Below are 17899 nucleotides of genomic sequence, written 5' to 3' on the forward strand. Positions count from 1 at the left end.
GCGCACGGCCCATTTCGATCTCATCATGCAAACCGTCACCCTCAAGCCGTCCAAGGAAAAATCGCTGCTGCGCCGCCATCCGTGGATCTACGCCAATGCGATCGACCGCGTCGACGGCAAGCCCGCGCCCGGCGCGACCGTGATCGTGCGTGCGCACGACGGCCGCTTCCTCGCGCGCGGCGCGTACAGCCCGCAATCGCAGATCCGCGTGCGCGTGTGGAGCTTCGACGAGAACGAGCCGATCGATCACGCGTTCTTCAAGCGCCGCGTGCAGCGCGCGGTCGCGCACCGCACGACGATGGTGTCGGGCACGGGCGCCGTGCGGCTCGTGTTCGGCGAAGCCGACGGGCTGCCGGGGCTGATCGTCGACTACTACGTCGCGGACACCGCCGAAGCCGGCGCGGCGCCGCGCGGCCAGCTCGTCTGCCAGTTCATGGCCGCCGGTGTCGAGGCATGGAAGGACGCGATCGTAAAGGCACTCGTCGGCGCCACGGACTGCCCGAACGTGTACGAGCGCTCGGACGTGTCGATCCGCGACAAGGAAGGGCTCGAACAGACCACCGGCGTGCTGGCCGGCGATGCGCCGCCCGCCACGCTGATTTCCAACGAAAACGGCGTGCGCTATCACGTCGACGTGCCGAACGGCCACAAGACGGGCTTCTACGTCGACCAGCGCGACAACCGCGCGCTGGTCGCGCAGTACGCGGCCGACCGCGACGTGCTGAACTGTTTCTGCTACACGGGCGGCTTCTCGCTCGCGGCGCTCAAGGGCGGCGCGAAGCGTGTCGTGTCGATCGACTCGTCGGGCGATGCGCTCGCGCTCGCGCAGCAGAACGTCGTCGCCAACGGTTTCGACGCCGAACGCGCGACCTGGCTCGACGCGGATGCGTTCAAGACGCTGCGCCGCCTCGTCGACGAAGGCGAGCGTTTCGACCTGATCGTGCTCGATCCGCCGAAGTTCGCGCCGACCCGCGACAGCGTCGACCGCGCGGCGCGCGCGTACAAGGACATCAACCTGAGCGGCTTCAAGCTGCTGCGCCCGGGCGGCCTGCTGTTCACGTACTCGTGCTCGGGCGCGATCGACATGGACCTGTTCCAGAAGATCGTCGCAGGCGCGGCCGCCGACGCGAAGGTCGACGCGCGCATCCTGAAGCGGCTCGGCGCGGGCGTCGATCACCCGCTGCTCGCCGCGTTCCCGGAAGGCGAATATCTGAAGGGCCTGCTGTTGCAAATCGTCTGATCGCCCCGATCTACGCGCGTAACCGTCCGTCGGCCGCGGCTTGGCGCCCGGCGGATCAGCGCTTTCGCCTGTCGTTCGGACGACGGGCGAGGGCTTGACAGGTATGTTTCAATGGATGGTTGTGCGCCCCGGCTGGCAAAGCCCCGGGCGCGACGCACATCCTGGTTTTGACCCCGATTCACGAACCACAGGCGACCGACATGGCCACTCCCGTCACCATCCTTACCGGCTTTCTCGGCAGCGGCAAGACGACGCTGCTCAAGCGCATCCTGAACGAACAGCACGGCATGAAGATCGCCGTGATCGAGAACGAGTTCGGCGAAGAGAACATCGACAACGAAATCCTCATCCAGGATTCGAACGAGCAGATCATCCAGATGAGCAACGGCTGCATCTGCTGCACGATCCGCGGCGACCTCGCACGCACGCTCGGCGATCTGGCCGCGAAGAAGCGCGAAGGCAAGCTCGACTTCGACCGCATCGTGATCGAAACCACCGGCCTCGCGAACCCGGGCCCGGTCGCGCAAACCTTCTTCATCGACAGCGAAATCGCCGACGACTTCCTGCTCGACGCGGTCATCACGCTCGTCGACGCGAAGCACGCGAACGCACAGCTCGACGAACACGAAGTCGTGCAGCGCCAGGTCGGTTTCGCCGACCGCCTGTTCATCACGAAGTCGGACCTCGTGGACGACCAGACCGTCGCCGGCCTCAAGCACCGCCTGATGCACATGAACCCGAAGGCCGCGATCAAGGTCGTGAACTTCGGTGAAGCCGACATCAAGGAAATCTTCGACCTGCGTGGCTTCAATCTGAACGCGAAGCTCGAGATCGACCCCGACTTCCTCGCCGAAGACGATCACGCGCACCATCACCACGATCACGACCATGATCACGATCACGCCAGTTGCGACCACGATCACGGTCAATGCGCGCACGATCACGACCATGGCCACCACCACCACGCGCACCACGACGACAAGATCAAGTCGTTCGTGTACCGCAACGACCGCCCGTTCGATCCGAACAAGCTGGAAGACTTCCTCGGCGGCATCCTGCAGATCTACGGCGAACGGATGCTGCGCTACAAGGGCGTGCTGTACATGAAGGGCGTCGACCGCAAGGTCGTGTTCCAGGGTGTGCACCAGATGATGGGCAGCGACCTCGCCTCGAAGTGGCTGCCGGTCGAGAAGAAGACGAACAAGATGGTGTTCATCGGCGTCGATCTGCCGCAGGACCTGATCACCGACGGCCTCGACGCCTGCCTCGCCTGACGCCCGCGGGCAACCGCCGCACATGCCGCCGCGCGCCCGCCGCGCAGGCGGCTGCGGCGGCCGCGGAGCGCCCTTTTCGGGCAGGGTTTCGCCGTCATCGCTTTTTCGCGATTTGCGCGTTATATTTTCTAGATATTGGCGCAGCCGACGGGGATCGACCCGATACGGCGCCCGCTTGCGATTCAGTTACAATACGTGCCCGCTGGAGTACGGCAACAAACAGGCCCGGTTCTTGCTGAACCAGTTTTCCGGGCATCGCAACCGCGCCGGATCGCCAATCCGCCTCCCGGCCGCGGCCGATGCGATGTGCCGCGCAGCACACCGGTTCGCAGCGCGCGCAACTCCGCGCCAGGCCTATCCTGGTATTTGAGAACCGGTTTTCCAGAGGCTTTCGGCCCCGCGGCGGCAAATCGCAAATGAATGCAAACGCGGTTGCGGGTAATCCCAAAGTGCAGGCAATATCTGTCGATTTGCCGCACATTGAAGAAGCAAGCAGATGACGAAGAAACTCTTGACCGAAGCCGAAATCCTGAAGATGAGCGACAAGGATTACATGAATGAGGATCAGCTCGCCTTCTTCAAAAATCGGCTCGAACAGTTGCAGGCGGACATCCTCAAGAATGCAGGCCAGACGACCGAGAACCTGCGCGAGACGGTGATCGTGCCCGATCCCGCCGATCGCGCGACGATCGAGGAAGAGCACGCGCTCGAGCTGCGCACGCGCGATCGCGAACGCAAGCTCCTCAAGAAGGTTCAGCAGTCGCTCGCCCGCATCGATTCCGGCGATTACGGCTGGTGTGAGGAAACCGGCGAGCCGATCGGCATTCCGCGCCTGCTCGCGCGTCCGACCGCCACGCTGTCGCTCGAAGCGCAGGAGCGCCGCGAGTTGCGCCAGAAGCTGTTCGGCGACTGATCGAGCGGCGTTCCGCTCAGACACGCTGCTTCCCGAAAGCGCGCGGCCTGCCGCGCGCTTTTTGTTTTTCCGGCGTCGCTTCCCGCATCGGCGCCCGGCCGCCGATTTGCCTCCCCGCCTCTTGATATCCCGCCGCCCGCCCTAAAATGAATCGGACGCGCGCCGGGCCGCTTCCCGGCGCACTGCGATTTACGCGGCGGCGCCCCACGCCCCCGCCTTCCCCCGTTTTTCTCAAGGAACGCAGATGGAGCAATTTCACGGCACGACCATCGTTTCGGTCCGGCGCGGCGACAAGGTCGCGCTCGGCGGCGACGGCCAGGTAACCCTCGGCAACATCGTCATGAAGGGTGGCGCGCGGAAAGTGCGGCGGATCTACAACAACCAGGTGCTGGTCGGGTTCGCGGGCGGCACCGCCGATGCGTTCTCGCTGCTCGACCGCTTCGAGGCGAAGCTCGAGAAGCACCAGGGCAACCTGACCCGCGCGGCCGTCGAGCTCGCGAAGGACTGGCGCACCGACCGGATGCTGCGCCGCCTCGAGGCGATGCTGATCACGGCCGACGCCACCACCACGCTCGTGATCACCGGCAACGGCGACGTGCTCGACCCCGAAGGCGGCATCTGCGCGATCGGCTCGGGCGGTGCATATGCGCAGGCTGCGGCCCGCGCGCTCGCGGAGAACACCGAGCTGTCGCCGCGCGAGATCGTCGAGAAGTCGCTCGGGATCGCCGGTGACATGTGCATCTACACGAACCACAACCGCATCATCGAAACGATCGAGTAAGGACAGCACCATGAGCACCATGACCCCTGCCGAGATCGTCTCGGAACTCGACAAGCACATCATCGGCCAGGCGAAGGCGAAAAAGGCCGTCGCGGTCGCGCTGCGCAACCGCTGGCGCCGCCAGCAGGTCACCGACCCGCTGCGCCAGGAAATCACGCCGAAGAACATCCTGATGATCGGGCCGACGGGCGTCGGCAAGACCGAAATCGCGCGCCGCCTCGCGAAGCTCGCCGATGCGCCGTTCATCAAGATCGAGGCGACCAAGTTCACCGAGGTCGGCTACGTCGGCCGCGACGTCGACAGCATCGTGCGCGACCTGATCGAAATCTCGGTCAAGCAGACCCGCGAAACCGAGATGCGCAAGGTGCGCAGCAAGGCAACCGACCAGGCGGAAGACCGCATCCTCGACATCCTGCTGCCGCAGCCGCGCGCGGTGGGCTTCGGCGGCAATGCCGACCACGCGAACGACGACAACAACGCGACGCGCCAGACGTTCCGCAAGCGCCTGCGCGAAGGCCAGCTCGACGACAAGGAAGTCGAGCTCGACCTCGAGCAGCCGTCGGCCGGCATGGACATCATGGCACCGCCGGGGATGGAAGAGATGACCGAGCAGATCCGCTCGATGTTCTCGAACCTCGGCAGCGGCAAGAAGCAGCGCCGCAAGGTGAAGATCAAGGAAGCGCTGAAGCTGCTGACCGACGAGGAAGCGGCGAAGATGCTCAACGAAGAGGAAGTGAAGACGAAGGCCGTGCAGAACGTCGAGCAGAACGGCATCGTGTTCCTCGACGAGATCGACAAGATCACGTCGCGCAACAACGAAGGCAGCGGCGGCGAAGTGTCGCGCCAGGGCGTGCAGCGCGATCTGCTGCCGCTCGTCGAAGGCACGACGGTCAACACGAAGTACGGGATGGTGAAGACCGATCACATCCTGTTCATCGCGAGCGGCGCGTTCCACCTCGCGAAGCCGAGCGACCTGATTCCCGAGCTGCAAGGCCGCTTCCCGATCCGCGTCGAGCTCGACTCGCTGTCGGTGAACGATTTCGAAGCGATCCTCGTCGCGACCGATGCAAGCCTCGTCAAGCAGTACCAGGCGCTGCTCGCGACCGAAGACGTGCAGCTCGAATTCGCCGAGGACGGCATCCGCCGCCTCGCGGAAATTGCCTATGCGGTCAACGAGAAGACCGAGAACATCGGTGCGCGCCGGCTGTACACGGTGATCGAGAAGCTGCTCGAGGAAGTGTCGTTCTCGGCCGGCAACCATGCGGGCGAGCGCGTGACGATCGACGCGAAGTATGTCGATCGCGCGCTCGGCGAAGTGTCGCAGGACGAAGACCTGTCGCGCTACGTGCTGTAACGCGCGCGGCGCGGGATGCGAGACGGGCGGCCCGGTGGGCCGCCCGTTTTCGTTGGTGCGTCGGGCGACCGCCAGCCATGCGCCGCCTGTCCGCCTGCGCGATCGCGCACCGTATTCCGCGGCACGCGTCGGGCGGAATCGCCCCCGCCGTGACGACCACGGCGTGCGACGCCACGCTTACTGCCGCACCGGCTTCTTCGCGAGCTTGCGCTGCAGCGTGCGGCGGTGCATGTTCAGCGCGCGCGCGGTCGCCGAGATGTTGTTGTTGTTCTCGGCCAGCACGCGCTGGATGTGCTCCCATTCGAGCCGGTCGACCGACAGCACGACCGGATTCTCGAGCGCCTCGTCGGCCTGCACTTCGGTCGCGTTGGTCTGCAGCGCAGCCAGGATCGACTCGACGTTCGCGGGCTTCGCGAGATAGTTGTCGGCGCCTTCCTTCACCGCCTGCACGGCGGTCGCGATGCTCGCATAGCCGGTCAGCACCAGAATCCGCGCATCGGGCTGCAGGTCGCACAGCGGCGCGATCAGGCTCAGGCCCGAATCCTCGCCGAGATGCAGGTCGACGGTGATGAACTGGAACTTGCCGCCCGCGGCGAGCCGCAGCGCCGCCTCCTTGTCGTGCGCCTGCTGGACTGCGTAACCGCGGCGCTCGAGGCCACGCGCGAGCGTGCCCGCGAACACCTCGTTGTCGTCGATCACCAGGAAATTGTTCTCGCTCATGTGGTTTCTCCGTCTACGTGTTGGTTGAGGCGGCCGACGCCGCGATGCGCACGGCCGGCAGGCGCAGCACGGCCCGCGTGCCGCGCGCGGCGGCGGTTGCGCCGGCCGGGCGGCTGTCCGGCGTACCGGCCGGCCGTTCGGCCGCGGTTTCGGTCGCGCGCTGACCCGCGCGTTGGCCCGATGCGGCGGCGGCGTGGCCATTCGCCGCACCGCCGGCCCGCCCGTTGCCGCCCGCCGCGCGCGGCACGACATCGGACAGTTCAATCTCGCCGCCGAGCCGCGCGGCCGCACTGAACGCGAGATACAGGCCGACCCCGTGCCCGCCCTGCGTGCTGTCGACCGGCATCGCGCCGAGCGATTCGCGCAGCGCGGCCGGGATGCCGGGCCCGTCGTCGCATACCTCGAATTCGATCTCGTCGGCCGCGCGGGCGTGCGCGACCTTTGCGGCCAGCGTCACGCGCCGCGGGCTCGCACGCGCGGCATTGTCGAGCAGGATCGTCAGGATCTGGCCGGCCGCGACGGTATCGTCGAGCGCGACGCCCGCCGGGCGCGCGCCGAGCAGCTCGAACTGCACGTGCGGATGCCGCAGGCGCCAGTGCTCGACAAAGGTATCGAGCCAGTCGTCCACCGGCTGGCGGCTCGCCGGCGCGCTCGCGCGGCTGCGCAGGCGCGCGAGCGCCGACGTGCAGAGCGACATCTGTTCTTCCAGCACCTTCAGGTCGGCCTCGTAGCGGGCCAGCCCCGGATCGGCGCGCGCCGCGTCGCGCAGCTCTTCGGCGAGCATCGCGATCGTCGACAGCGGCGTGCCCATCTCGTGCGCGACGGTAGCAGCCTGCACGCCGAGCGCAACCGCCCGCTCGTCGCGCAGCAGGTGCTGCTGCGCTTCGCCGAGCGCCGCGTCGCGCTGGCGCAGCGCATTCGACATGCGCGCGACGAACCACGCGATCAGCCCGACGCTGACCATGAAGTTCGCCCACATCCCGGTACGGTAGTAGTCGAACAGGTTCGCGGGATTGTCCATGTTGAGCGGCACCGAATCGAAGCCGAGCGCCGCGTAGCACGCGACCGCGAACGCCGCGAGCCAGATCATCAGGTGCCAAGGCAGCACGGCCGCTGCAATCGCGAGCGAAGGCAGGTACAGCGACACGAACGGATTGGTCGTGCCGCCCGACAGGAACAGCAACGCGGACAACGCGCCGAGATCGACCCACAGCTGGCCGAGCAGCTCGAAATTGGTCTCGGGCCGCGCGCGCAGCACGCGCACCCAGGTCAGCGCATTGAAAACGATTTCGAGCGCGATGACCATCAGCATCGCAGGCAACGGCAGATGCACGCCGAAATAGGTCTGCACGACGCCGATCGTCACGAGCTGGCCGATGATCGCGAGATTGCGAAGCCAGAACAGGTGACTGAGGTTGACGCGCCCGGTGGTGGTGATTCGTTGCATCCGAGCAGTTTACCCGTTTAGCGGGCGGCGCCTCTAGCGGGGCCGGATCGGCGTGCCGTGAACGGGACGCCCGGCGTACGCGGCCGGCGCCGTCAGCCTGCCGCGCCGGCCATCCGCTGCGCGATCTCGTCGGCCAGGCACTCGGGGCACCGGCAGCGTGCACCGGCGGCGGGCGGCGTGCCGCCGGGCAATACCGGCATCGACACGCACCAGCATTCGAACGGCTGGGTGCGAGCGCCGCAGTCGAAACTGCGCCCGCAGTGCGGGCAGCGCGCGCGGCGCGGGGCGGAACGGGCGTCGGCGGCGAAATCGGTCATGGCGGAGGCGCGAAAGCGGGCGGGAAGCCGCCCTACGCGACAAGCATAGCGCGGCGAACGGATTTTGCACGCCGGCCATTCGGCCGATCGCCGTCGCGAACGCCCGCGAACCGCCCCGCCTCCACCGCCCGCGCACCGCTGCCCACGCCGCTGCCAGCATCGCGCCGCGCCATAGCCGGCGGGCCCCCGCGTGTGGTGCCCGGGCGCCGCCGCCGGTGTTCCGGGCAGCCCAAAAACCCGATGCTGCGCTGCGCCACTCCTGTACAATTCGCCCTGTTTCAACCGTTCCCAGCCAGAGCCGCCGCCATGTCCGAGCCCATCGACCTCTCGCAGATCGCCCCCACGCTGAAGGCAGAAATTCTCGCCGAGGCGCTGCCGTACATCCGCCGCTACCACGGCAAGACCGTGGTGATCAAATACGGCGGCAACGCGATGACGGAAGAGCGGCTCAAGCAGGGCTTCGCGCGCGACGTGATCCTGCTGAAACTGGTCGGCATCAATCCGGTGATCGTCCACGGCGGCGGTCCGCAGATCGATCAGGCACTGAAGAAGATCGGCAAGGCCGGCACCTTCATCCAGGGCATGCGCGTCACCGACGAAGAGACGATGGAAGTCGTCGAATGGGTGCTGGGCGGCGAAGTGCAGCAGGACATCGTGACGCTGATCAACCACTTCGGCGGCCATGCGGTAGGCCTGACCGGCAAGGACGGCGGCCTGATCCACGCACGCAAGCTGCTGATGCCGGATCGCGACAACCCGGGCCAGTACATCGACATCGGCCAGGTCGGCGAAGTCGAGGCGATCAACCCGGCAGTCGTGAAGGCGCTGCAGGACGACGCGTTCATCCCGGTGATCTCGCCGATCGGTTTCGGCGAGGATGGCCTGTCGTACAACATCAACGCCGACCTCGTCGCGGGCAAGCTCGCCACCGTGCTGAACGCCGAGAAGCTGCTGATGATGACCAACATCCCCGGCGTGATGGACAAGGACGGCAACCTGCTGACTGATCTCTCCGCGCGCGAGATCGATGCGCTGTTCGAGGACGGCACGATCTCGGGCGGCATGCTGCCGAAGATCTCGTCGGCACTCGACGCCGCGAAGAGCGGCGTAAAGTCGGTGCACATCGTCGACGGCCGGATCGAGCACTCGGTGCTGCTGGAAATCCTGACCGAGCAACCGTTCGGCACGATGATCCGCTCGCATTGAGCGCGCGCCGCCCGCCCTCCAGCCCCGACCTGCCGGCGTCGCTGCGACGCCGGCGCATCTCCCGCAGCCGGCCGCGCGCCGGCACACCCGTCTGGCTGTTCGATCTCGACAACACGCTGCACCACGCATCGCACGCGATCTTTCCGGAGATCAACCGCGCGATGACGCAGTACATCATCGACACGCTCCACGTCGAGCGTGCTGAAGCCGATCGCCTGCGCAACGGTTATACGGAACGCTACGGCGCGGCGCTTCTCGGCCTCACGCGCCATCATCCGATCGATCCGCACGACTTCCTGCGCGCGGTTCACACTTTCACCGACCTGCCCGCAATGGTGCGTACCGAGCGCGGGCTCGCGCGCATCATTGCCTCGCTGCCAGGCCGCAAGTTCGTGCTGACCAACGCGCCGGAGAACTACGCACGCGCGGTGCTGCGCGAACTGCGCATCGAGCGGTTGTTCGAGCGCGTGATCGCGATCGAGCACATGCGCGACCGCCGCACGTGGCGCGCGAAGCCCGATCACACGATGCTGCGCAGGACGCTGCGTGCCGCGAACGCGCGCATGGCCGACGCAATCCTCGTCGAAGACACCCGCAGCCACCTGAAGCGCTACAAGCGCCTCGGCATCGGCACCGTATGGATCACCGGCCACCTGCCGGGCCATCTGCCGAACATCGGCCGTCCGCATTATGTCGACCAACGCATTCGTTCGTTAAAATCGCTCCGACTGGGCACACGATCGGGGCGACAGAAATGCAGCCGACTTACCCGCAGGACCAAGCCGTAACGAAAGACCAGGCCACACCGTCCCGCCCGCGCCCGAAGCCGGGCGAGCGGCGCGTGATGATCCTGCAGACGCTCGCCGCGATGCTCGAGGCACCCAAAGCCGAAAAAATCACGACCGCCGCGCTCGCGGCCCGGCTCGACGTGTCGGAAGCGGCGCTCTACCGGCATTTCGCCAGCAAGGCGAAGATGTACGAAGGGCTGATCGAATTCATCGAGCAGGCGCTGTTCGGCCTCGTCAACCAGATCGTCGCGAAGGAGCCGAACGGCGTACTGCAGGCGCGCACGATCGCGCTGACGATGCTCAATTTCGCCGCGAAGAATCCGGGCATGACGCGCGTGCTGACCGGCGAGGCGCTGGTCGGCGAGGACGAGCGCCTCACCGAACGCGTGAACCAGCTGCTCGACCGGATCGAGGCGACCGTCAAGCAATGCCTGCGGGTGGCGCGCACGGAGGCGGATGCGCCCGACGGCGCGGCGCCGTTCGAACTGCCGCCCGACTACGATCCCGCCGCGCGCGCGAGCCTGCTCGTCAGCTACGTGATCGGCCGGTGGCACCGCTTCGCGAAGGGCGGGTTCCAGAAGCCGCCCGCCGAGCAGGCCGATGCGCATTTGCAATTAATCCTGCGATAAAGCGCGAGGCGACGACGGAAGCGCCTCGGGTGCGCTTTCATCCAGCGGAACCGCGTCATGGCATCACCGACGTGCAAGCGCCCATTCCATGGTCGTCGGGACGCCCGGCGCAACCTTGCCTGCCCCGCAGCCAGCTATATTGACAGCCTGACTCGGGGCCGTGCGTCGCATCCGATGCACGGCCCATATTAATTCGCCATCCTGAATATACAATCGCCTGAATGAACCGCCGCCAGGCCTGAAAACAGTCGCGATGGTCGAGTCGAATCGGGAAATTGGCAATGCGGTTGCCACCGGGCGGCGTTATTACGTCTCCAGCTTGCCGCCAGACGCTGCACGTATCGCAGATGCCGTGCGCTTGCACTGGGCCATCGAGAACGGCATGCATTGGACGCTTGATATGACATTCGGTGAAGACCCGTGCCGCGTGCGGGTGAACCACGCTGCACGGAACTTCGCTGTCCTGCGAAAAATCGCGCTGAACCTGCTACGCCAGGACCGCACGACAAAAGCCGGATTGAAAAACCGGCGCATGTTGGCATGTACCAACGACTGCTATCCGGCGAAGCTCGTCGGATCGTCGCCAATCGCTCGATCCGCGAACGCCCCCCCCTCGTGACGTTTCATGCGATTGCCGGGGACCATGACAATTCTTAAAAGAAATTTAGTACGCGACTCGGCATATACGGTCGCGACTTAGAACTCGTCCCATTCTTTCGCTCGCCTTACTTTGGAAGAATGTCACCTGTTTCCTGCCACTGCTGCCGCTCCGTGGCAGCGACGCGCGACAGCGCGATGGAAACGTCCGTGCGTCGTCTTTCGACGCGAGGCCCTTACTAACAGGTACTTAAATGTCCAAAAAAGCACTTCCCATTCTGATGGCGACGGCAGGTCTCCTCGCCGCGGCCTCGTCGGCACAGGCAGCCGACGGCACGATCACGATCACCGGTGAAATCACCGCCCAGACCTGCAACATCTCCGGTGACGGCGGCGGCAAGGATTTCACCGTCACGCTGCCCAATGTGTCGACGTCGGCCCTCGCTGCGGCGGGTTCGACCGCCGGCCGCAAGCCGTTCCGCATCAACCTGTCGAACTGTTCGCCGAATTCGGGCAACGCATCGGTGTACTTCGAGCCGGGCACGACGGTCAACGCGCAGACGGGCCAGTTGTTCAACACGACGGGTGACGCGAAGAACGTCGAGGTCGGCCTGCTGAACAAGGACGGTTCGAACATCAAGCTCGGCGCAGCGCAAGCGCAGCAGAACTCGCAGACCGTGGCGATCGCAGGCGGCTCGGCAGAGCTCAACTACTACGCGCAATACGTTGCAACCGGCGGTGCGGCCACGGCAGGCAAGGTCGGTACGTCGGTCATGTACTCGGTCTCGTACCAATAACCGGGTTTTCCGACCGGCGGCCCGCGCGCGCAAAGCATGAGCGGCGCGCGGGCCGACCGACAGCGAGTTGATCATCTACAGGGAGAAATCGGCGATGAGGATGCCAATGAACTGGCGCTCGAGCGTGGGCGCCGCAGCGCTGGTCGCCTCGCTTTCCGGCATGGGTACCGCGGACGCAAGCGTCGTGATCGGCGGAACGCGCGTGGTCTATCCGGAAAAGGAACGCGAGGTAACGGTCAAGCTGACCAACGAGGGCGACAGGCCGTCGCTGGTGCAGGCATGGATCGACGACGGTCATGCAAACGCGCTGCCCGACGAGTCGAAGGTACCGTTCATGCTGACGCCGCCGCTGTTCCGCCTCGATCCGAAGAAAGGCCAGAGCCTGCGCCTGATCTATACGCAGGAACCGCTCGCCCAGGACAAGGAAACGCTGTACTGGCTCAACGTGCTCGACGTCCCGCCTCAGGCAGCCGACGATTCAAACTCGCCGAACCTGCTGCAGCTCGCGTTCCGCTCGCGCATCAAGCTGTTCTTCCGGCCAGCCGCGCTACAGGGTGACGCCGACGAATCCGCGGAAAAAGTCACCTGGAACTTCGCACCGAAGGCCGGCGGCGGTTATGCGCTGCAAGCGAAAAACCCGACGCCCTATCACGTGACGTTCACCAAGCTGACCGTCAAGTCAGGCGGCGCCACATGGACCAACGACAAGGGTGGCATGGTCAAGCCGGGGGCCACCGAACAATTCGACGTAGGCAACGTGCAGTCGGCGCCCGGCGCGCCCATCGAGGTCGATTACACATTCCTCAACGACTACGGGGCGGGCATCGAAGGCCGCTACGCACCGAAGAAATCGCACTGACGCCTCGACCGTTCCCGACTTAACCCGTCTCTGATCGACGGTACGGCAATCGTACCGGCGCTGGCAGACCGTCGCTCGCAATATGACGATGCGGCATCAATACATTGAATTAATGCGAGCGAATCATCTTATTCACACCCCGGAGGCCCCCGCGCGTTTCGCGCTTAAACCGGGCTATCTGTTCGTCATGGCGGCGCTGGGCAGCTGGGCTGCCGGCGCGTGCGCCGACGAAACGCTGGCTGCATCGGCGGGAGGCTTCCAGGTCGCGCAGGTTCAGTTCAACGACACGCTGATGATGAAGCCGCGCGGCCAGCGGCTCGACCTCGATCGCTTCGCGAAAGGCAATCCGGTCCCGGCCGGCGATTATCTTGTCGACCTCTACGTGAACGAAACCTGGACCGGCCGCTCGACGGTGCGCTTCAACGCAGCGGCAGGCGCGGTCAACGCGGCGCCGTGCTTCGATCGCGCCCTCGTGAGCCGGCTCGGCCTCGACGACCAGGCGCTGACCGACTCGGCGCGCGCCGAGCTGCTCCGCGTGCAGGCCGGCGAGTGCACGGACATCGACAAGCTGGTGGCCGACGCAGCGGTCGAATTCGACATGTCGGAATTGCGCCTGAATGTCAGCATTCCGCAGGCGTCGCTACTGCGCAATCCGCGCGGCTATGTGAGCCCGGAACTGTGGGACGGCGGCGTGCCGAGCGCGACGCTCAAGTACGACGCGAACGTGTTCCGGAACATGTCGTCGGGCTATGACAGCACGCAGGCCTATGTCGGGTTGAACGCAGGCGCCAACGTCGGCAACTGGCATTTCCGGCACAACGGATCCTATAGCGCGCAATCCCGCGGGCCGAACCGCTACCGGAGCCTCAACACCTACGTGCAGCGCGACCTGCCGGCATGGCGCAGCCAGTTGAAGGTCGGCGAGACCTATACCGACGGTACGCTGTTCGACAGTGTCGGCATGCGCGGCGCGACGCTCGAAACGGACGACCGGATGCTCCCCGATTCGATGCGCGGCTATGCACCGATGATTCGCGGCGTAGCCACGAGCAACGCGCACGTCGAGGTGTCACAGAACGGCTCGCTGCTGTACGAAACCAACGTCGCGCCGGGTCCCTTCGAAATCAACGACCTGTACGCGACCGGTTACGGCGGCAACCTGCTCGTCACGGTCACCGAGGCAGACGGCCGGAAGCACAGCTTCACGGTGCCGTATGCGGCCGTCGTGCAGGCGCTGCGCCCCGGTATCTCGCGATTGGGAATCGCGGTCGGCCAGTTGCGCGAATCGCAGCTCGAGCGTCACCCGTATTTCGCACAGGCTACGTATCAGCGCGGCATCAGCAACCTGCTGACCGGCTACGTCGGCGCAATTGTCGCGGAAAACTATCTCGCCGGGCTGGTCGGCGCCGCGTTCAACACGCCAGTCGGCGCACTCGCGGTCGATGTCACACAGGCGAGCGCCCGCATCCCGGGCGTAACGGCCACGAGCGGCCAGAGCGTGCGCGTCAGCTACAGCAAGTCCGTCGAAGCGACCGGCACGAACATCGCGGTCGCCGCGTATCGCTACTCGTCGCGCGGGTACTGGGGCATGCGCGATGCGATGTCTGCCCGCGAGCAGGCGGCGGCGGGCCGCGATCCGAACGACCTCTATCGGCAACGTAACCAGGTGCAGCTGACGCTGAACCAGACGCTCGGCGAAGGGCGCGGCACGCTGTTCGCGATCGGCTCGTCGGCCAGCTACTGGAATCGTCAAGGCACGACCACGCAATTCCAGGTCGGCTACAACAACAGCCTGCGGATCGCCGGCCTCAACCTGAGCTACAACCTGTCAGTGTCGCGGCAGCGCGACGGCTATTCGGGCAACCTGAACAATCAGGTCTACGCGAACGTGACCATCCCGCTCGGCCGGCGCTCGCATGCGCCGACGCTGAATGCGAGTGTCGCGCGCGACAATCAGGGCGGCACCACCAGTCAGACGTCGCTGACGGGTTCGCTCGGCGAATCCAATGCATTCACCTACGGGCTGAACACCAACACCGGCGGCGGCTCGACATCGGGCGGCGGCAATGCGCAGTATCGCAGCCCGTTCGCGACCTTCTCGGGCAGCGCGACCGGCGGCAGCGGCTACTCGAGCGTATCGGTCGGCGTATCGGGCGGCATCGTCGGTCATGCGGGCGGCGTCACGCTGGCCAACGACCTCGGGGACACGGTCGCGATCATCGAGGCCAAGGATGCCATCGGCGCACGCGTCACCAACGGTACGGACGTCAGGATCGGCCGGCGCGGCTATGCAGTGCTGCCGTATCTGACGCCGTACAAGATGAATACCGTCGAACTCGATCCGAAGGGCATCCCGCTGGACGTGGAGATGTTGACGACGAGCCAGCAGGTCGCGCCGCGTGCGAATTCGGTCGTGAGGCTGAAGTTCGGCACCGCCAGCGGGCGGGCGGTACTGCTCGGGATCCATCAACCGGACGGCACGCCGGTGCCGTTCGGCAGCACCGTGGTGGACGAAGCAGGTAACTCGGTCGGCATGGCGGGCCAGGGCGGCACGGTATTCACGCGCGGCCTGAACGACTCGGGCGTGTTGACGGCGAAATGGGGCCGCCGCGCCAATCAATCCTGTTCGCTCTCCTACCGTTTGCCGACCGAGCGCAGCAAGCATGCCGCGTACGAACGGGTGGACGCGAAATGCGACTACTCGTTGATCAAGGCCCGGCCATAAGCCGCCTCCTTAGCACACTCAATTCAACGGTGAGATTTTCATGACCTTCATCCCACGCAGATTGGCCAAACATCTTCTCGGATTGCTCATCGTCTGGATGATGCCGACGGCATTCGGTTTCGGCGTTGCTCACGCACAGTCCTGCCGGTTCAACAGCCGTGACCTCTTCAGCACGTTCTATGGATTCAACCCGGGAGGGAAAATCGTCATCCCGCCCAATTTGCCGAACGGCGGCGTTATCGCCACCATCACTCTGCAAATTCCGTACGACTGCCAGGCCAATCCCGGTCAGCCCGGCGGATGGGAGTTCAAGTTCAAACAGTGGTATCACGAGACCGACATCCCTGGCGTGTTCTACACCGGCGGGATGAACGGCTCGCCAACGATTCATCACTATTACTACATGGGCATTCGCACGACGAACCTGGATACGGGCGAAGTGATGATGATGGGGTGTTGCGGTTATCAGTCGTGGGGGCCACCGATCGAACAGACCGGGCCGGCCCAGGGTGTGCTGAGAATCAAGAAGGAATTGGTCAAACTGGACGACCGGATCTACAACTACCCGAATGCCGCCATGAGCCCCATGAATCAATACGACACCGAGATATACGCATTCAACCGGAATACCAATCAATCCGCAGCGTTGTGGAGATCTTACTGGCGCGACAGCGGAAATCTTGCGGTCAAGCCGGTCAGCTGTACCGTTTTGACGAAAAACCCCAACGTCCCGCTGCCGCCAGTCGCCGCCAGCAAGCTGAACGCAATCAACATGACAGCTGGCGATCGCGACTTCGCCATCAGCCTGTCCTGCAAGGCCGGCACGAATCTCTACGTGACGCTGACGGACCTGACCAATCCGGGAAACATGAGCAATAAACTCACGCTCACGCAGGACGCCACGGCGAAGGGCGTCATGCTACGGATCCTCAGGAACGGCCAACCGGTCGGCTACGGCCCCGATTCGCCCGCGGTCGGCAACCCGAACCAGTGGTACGTCGGCCCGTCGGGATCGACGACCAGCATCCCGCTGAGTGCGCAGTACATCGCGACCGGCGCCGTGTCCGCCGGGACGGTCAAGGGTGCCGCGACGTTCACGTTGAGCTATCAGTGAACGCAGTGCGCTCGACAGCGCAGTGATTCGGCAGTGCGTCTGCCGCAACAACCCGATCTCAAGCGGAAGGCGCACGCCATCGGTCATCATCCGATCGATGACCGTAACAAGCTTCTGATTAGTAGTCCGACAGGATTACATCGGAAGGTGATTGTCGGATGAATTCGAAGTATCGCCCTTACAGCCGGTCACGGCAGGTGGACGGTGCGACGACAGAGTCCGTTTTTCCAACTAGTACTCGAGGAAATTGATATGAAGTTCGCACTCTCCAGCATCGCAGCACTCACCCTCGTTGCCGCAGCAACCCTGCCGGCCGTGGCACACGCCAGCGACGGCACGATCACCATCAACGGCAATATCGGTACGCAAACCTGCACGATCGACGGCAACGGCACGGGCGGCAAGGACTTCACGGTCGCGCTGCCGAAGGTGTCGACGTCGTCGCTCGCCACCGGCGGTTCGACGGCCGGCCGCACGCCGTTCAAGATCGGCCTGAAGAACTGCTCGCCGGCAAGCGGGAACGTCTACACGCACTTCGAGCCGGGCACGACGGTCAACTCGACGACCGGCCAGTTGCTCAATGCAACCGGCACCGCGAAGAACGTCGAAGTCGGCCTGCTCAACAGCGATATGAGCAACATCGGCGTCGGCAAGGCCGATGAAAACTCGAAGTCGGTCGCACTGTCGAACGGCGCAGCGGAACTGCCGTACTACGCCCAATATGTCGCAACGGGCGGCGCCGCAGGCCAGGGTACGGTGAATACGTCCGTCATGTACTCGATCATGTATCAGTAAAGACGGCGAACCGGCGCACGCTCCACGTGCGCCGGTTGGTTGCCCGGGCGCACGGCAGGACGCGTGCCCCGGCTTTCCCGACGGGCGCCGTACGCGCGCTGCCTCACACCCAACACCTTTCCGTATCAGACCGACCGGGCGCCCGCTCGATCGTCATCGCCCGCCAGTCGGCTTGAAACAGGCCCGCTCGACCGCGCGCCTCCGCCCACTGCGCCATTCAGGCTCGTCGCACATTCCGCGAGCAGTCCCGACCGGGCAAATCACCCGCGTCCAATGATCTCCACGTTTCGCACGTGCGCCATGTCGGTCGCCAGACACCGCCAAAAATTCGAACTCGTCCAAT

17 protein-coding genes are annotated in these 17899 nt (G+C 65.2%); 14 read left to right on the top strand and 3 right to left on the bottom strand.

Going from position 1 to position 17899, the window contains the following annotated elements; all coding sequences use genetic code 11:
- The first annotated feature begins 25 nt into the window (after nucleotides 1-25).
- From B7G54_RS27410 to hslU, 5 genes are all read left to right on the top strand, one after another.
- Nucleotides 26-1240 (top strand): class I SAM-dependent rRNA methyltransferase, encoded by a 1215-nt coding sequence (locus tag B7G54_RS27410; protein WP_069249126.1) that lies wholly within the window; start codon nucleotides 26-28, stop codon nucleotides 1238-1240.
- A 200-nt stretch (nucleotides 1241-1440) separates the two neighbouring features.
- On the top strand, nucleotides 1441-2514 hold the full coding sequence (locus B7G54_RS27415; RefSeq protein WP_046544196.1) for a CobW family GTP-binding protein: 1074 nt from the start codon (nucleotides 1441-1443) through the stop codon (nucleotides 2512-2514).
- A gap of 496 nt (nucleotides 2515-3010) precedes the next feature.
- Nucleotides 3011-3427 carry an RNA polymerase-binding protein DksA gene (gene dksA, locus B7G54_RS27430; protein ID WP_006477498.1) on the top strand — a complete coding sequence of 139 codons (417 nt, stop codon included), beginning with the start codon at nucleotides 3011-3013 and terminating at the stop codon, nucleotides 3425-3427.
- Between the two features lie 244 nt (nucleotides 3428-3671).
- Nucleotides 3672-4208, top strand: a complete 537-nt coding sequence (hslV, locus tag B7G54_RS27435; protein ID WP_006755256.1) for an ATP-dependent protease subunit HslV — start codon at nucleotides 3672-3674, stop codon at nucleotides 4206-4208.
- A gap of 10 nt (nucleotides 4209-4218) precedes the next feature.
- Entirely contained in the window at nucleotides 4219-5562 is a 1344-nt protein-coding gene (hslU, locus tag B7G54_RS27440; protein ID WP_085041917.1) for an ATP-dependent protease ATPase subunit HslU, read from the top strand.
- A 177-nt stretch (nucleotides 5563-5739) separates the two neighbouring features.
- Here the strand turns inward: hslU and B7G54_RS27445 are convergent, their stop codons facing one another.
- From B7G54_RS27445 to B7G54_RS27455, 3 genes are all read right to left on the bottom strand, one after another.
- Nucleotides 5740-6282, bottom strand: a complete 543-nt coding sequence (locus tag B7G54_RS27445) for a response regulator transcription factor (protein ID WP_021156278.1) — start codon at nucleotides 6280-6282, stop codon at nucleotides 5740-5742.
- Between the two features lie 13 nt (nucleotides 6283-6295).
- Nucleotides 6296-7729 carry an ATP-binding protein gene (locus tag B7G54_RS27450; protein ID WP_085041918.1) on the bottom strand — a complete coding sequence of 478 codons (1434 nt, stop codon included), beginning with the start codon at nucleotides 7727-7729 and terminating at the stop codon, nucleotides 6296-6298.
- Between the two features lie 92 nt (nucleotides 7730-7821).
- Nucleotides 7822-8046 carry a cysteine-rich CWC family protein gene (locus B7G54_RS27455; protein ID WP_085041919.1) on the bottom strand — a complete coding sequence of 75 codons (225 nt, stop codon included), beginning with the start codon at nucleotides 8044-8046 and terminating at the stop codon, nucleotides 7822-7824.
- Between the two features lie 306 nt (nucleotides 8047-8352).
- Between B7G54_RS27455 and argB the strand changes: the two genes are divergently transcribed.
- The 9 genes from argB (at nucleotide 8353) to B7G54_RS27505 (ending at nucleotide 17556) form a co-directional block, all read left to right on the top strand.
- On the top strand, nucleotides 8353-9252 hold the full coding sequence (argB, locus tag B7G54_RS27465; protein WP_006754950.1) for an acetylglutamate kinase: 900 nt from the start codon (nucleotides 8353-8355) through the stop codon (nucleotides 9250-9252).
- Complete coding sequence (locus B7G54_RS27470) at nucleotides 9249-10040, top strand: pyrimidine 5'-nucleotidase (RefSeq protein WP_085041920.1); 792 nt, start codon at nucleotides 9249-9251, stop codon at nucleotides 10038-10040. The genes argB and B7G54_RS27470 overlap by 4 nt, the downstream gene beginning before the upstream one ends.
- Nucleotides 10007-10669 carry a nucleoid occlusion factor SlmA gene (gene slmA / locus B7G54_RS27475; protein ID WP_085041921.1) on the top strand — a complete coding sequence of 221 codons (663 nt, stop codon included), beginning with the start codon at nucleotides 10007-10009 and terminating at the stop codon, nucleotides 10667-10669. The genes B7G54_RS27470 and slmA overlap by 34 nt, the downstream gene beginning before the upstream one ends.
- A gap of 238 nt (nucleotides 10670-10907) precedes the next feature.
- Nucleotides 10908-11288 (top strand): ISAs1 family transposase, encoded by a 381-nt coding sequence (locus B7G54_RS27480; RefSeq protein ID WP_279628090.1) that lies wholly within the window; start codon nucleotides 10908-10910, stop codon nucleotides 11286-11288.
- A gap of 232 nt (nucleotides 11289-11520) precedes the next feature.
- On the top strand, nucleotides 11521-12063 hold the full coding sequence (locus B7G54_RS27485; RefSeq protein ID WP_085041923.1) for a fimbrial protein: 543 nt from the start codon (nucleotides 11521-11523) through the stop codon (nucleotides 12061-12063).
- A gap of 100 nt (nucleotides 12064-12163) precedes the next feature.
- Nucleotides 12164-12922 (top strand): fimbrial biogenesis chaperone, encoded by a 759-nt coding sequence (locus B7G54_RS27490; RefSeq protein ID WP_341866396.1) that lies wholly within the window; start codon nucleotides 12164-12166, stop codon nucleotides 12920-12922.
- Between the two features lie 187 nt (nucleotides 12923-13109).
- Nucleotides 13110-15647 (top strand): fimbria/pilus outer membrane usher protein, encoded by a 2538-nt coding sequence (locus B7G54_RS27495; RefSeq protein WP_244289439.1) that lies wholly within the window; start codon nucleotides 13110-13112, stop codon nucleotides 15645-15647.
- Nucleotides 15648-15687: 40 nt separating this feature from the next.
- Nucleotides 15688-16761, top strand: a complete 1074-nt coding sequence (locus tag B7G54_RS38785; protein ID WP_133059228.1) for a fimbrial protein — start codon at nucleotides 15688-15690, stop codon at nucleotides 16759-16761.
- Nucleotides 16762-17013: 252 nt separating this feature from the next.
- Nucleotides 17014-17556, top strand: a complete 543-nt coding sequence (locus B7G54_RS27505) for a fimbrial protein (protein ID WP_085041926.1) — start codon at nucleotides 17014-17016, stop codon at nucleotides 17554-17556.
- Nucleotides 17557-17899: the final 343 nt, after the last annotated feature.

This window comes from Burkholderia puraquae (genome assembly GCF_002099195.1).
GTDB lineage: Bacteria > Pseudomonadota > Gammaproteobacteria > Burkholderiales > Burkholderiaceae > Burkholderia > Burkholderia puraquae.